Source organism: Spirillospora sp. NPDC049652 (genome assembly GCF_040675125.1).
Taxonomy (GTDB): domain Bacteria; phylum Actinomycetota; class Actinomycetes; order Streptosporangiales; family Streptosporangiaceae; genus Spirillospora.
The window spans coordinates 1-1,251 of record NZ_JBFAOF010001483.1; the positions used below are offsets into that span (position 1 = coordinate 1).

3 protein-coding genes are annotated in these 1,251 nt (G+C 75.1%); 2 read left to right on the top strand and 1 reads right to left on the bottom strand.

The features are described from left to right. Positions 1–295: Orn/Lys/Arg family decarboxylase (locus AB0J52_RS41285; protein ID WP_500188720.1), on the top strand; the 295-nt coding region annotated here is incomplete at its 5' end. A gap of 134 nt (positions 296–429) precedes the next feature. Then, positions 430–978: an NADPH-dependent FMN reductase gene (locus AB0J52_RS41290; RefSeq protein WP_500188722.1), complete on the top strand. Its 549-nt coding sequence runs from the start codon at positions 430–432 to the stop codon at positions 976–978. A gap of 20 nt (positions 979–998) precedes the next feature. On the opposite strand, the gene AB0J52_RS41295 is transcribed toward AB0J52_RS41290, so the two are convergent. Continuing rightward, the coding region (locus tag AB0J52_RS41295) for a hemerythrin domain-containing protein (RefSeq protein WP_500188723.1) at positions 999–1,251 on the bottom strand (253 nt) is incomplete at its 5' end.

The following is a 1,251-nucleotide window of genomic DNA, read 5'->3' on the forward strand; positions in this document are numbered from 1 at the left end:
CGGCGCGCCGCGCGTCGAGGTGCCGTCGCCGGAGGAGCTGCGGCTCGAACTGGTCGTTCTGCCCCGCGACGCGTTCTTCGGGCCCGCCGAGCAGGTCCCGGTGGAGAAGGCCGAGGGCCGGGTCAGCGCGGAGATGCTCACCCCGTACCCGCCGGGCATCCCGGCGGTCATGCCGGGCGAGCGCATGACGCGTCCCGTGCTGGACTACCTGCGCTCGGGGGTGGAGGCGGGGATGGTCGTCCCGGACGCCGCCGACTCCGACCTCACCTCGATCCGGGTGCTGGTCGAGGACTGACCGCGCCGAGGACTGGCCTCGCCGAGGACTGGCCGCGCTCAGGACTGAGCGAGCCGGCGCCGGCGGTCCGCGCGTTCGTGCGGTCGTCGTCCCGGCGGGGTCCGCGCGGAGTCGGCGGCGAGTAGGTTGGTGCGGTGAACGAACCTGTGATCTTGCTGTTGAGCGGCAGCCTGCGGGCCGGGTCGTCCAACGAGGTGATGCTGCGGACCGCCGCCGACGTCGCCGCGCCCGGCGTCCGGACCGTCCACTATGCCGGGCTCGGCGACCTGCCGCACTTCAACCCCGACGACGACACCGATCCGCTTCCGGAGCCGGTCGCGGCGCTGCGCGCGGCGATCGCCGACGCGGACGCGCTGCTGATCTGCTCGCCCGAGTACGCGGGCACCCTGCCGGGCTCGTTCAAGAACCTGCTCGACTGGACGGTCGGCGGCACCGAGATCTCCGACAAGCCGTCCGCCTGGGTGAACGCCGCCGCGCCGGGACGCGGCGGCGGCGCCGAGGCGACCCTGCGGACGGTCCTCGGGTACACCGGCGCGGCGATCGTGGAGGAGGCGTGCGTGCGGCTCCCGGTCGACCGGACGCAGGTGGACGGGCAGGGTGTGATCACCGACCCGGAGGTCCGGGCGCGGCTCGCGAAGGTGCTCGACCGGCTGCTGGACGCCGCCGGAGCCCCGGGGGAGTGACCGGACCCCCTTTCCGGCCGTCAGCCTGAGGGCGTGTCGGGGTGGGCGGGGGTGTCGGCGAGGACGAAGTAGTGCTCCTCCTCCTGCGTGAAGTGCAGGCGCAGGACGGCGGCGAGGTCCCCGATCGTGCGGCGCAGCTCGTCGGCGGCGCCGGGACGGCCGGGGTCCTCGGCGAACTCGTCCCGCAGCAGGCCGATGCGGCGCGACAGCTCGGCGATCTCGGCGTGGGCGCGGCTCATCGCGCCCGTCGGGTCGGCTCCGCCGAGCGCGGAC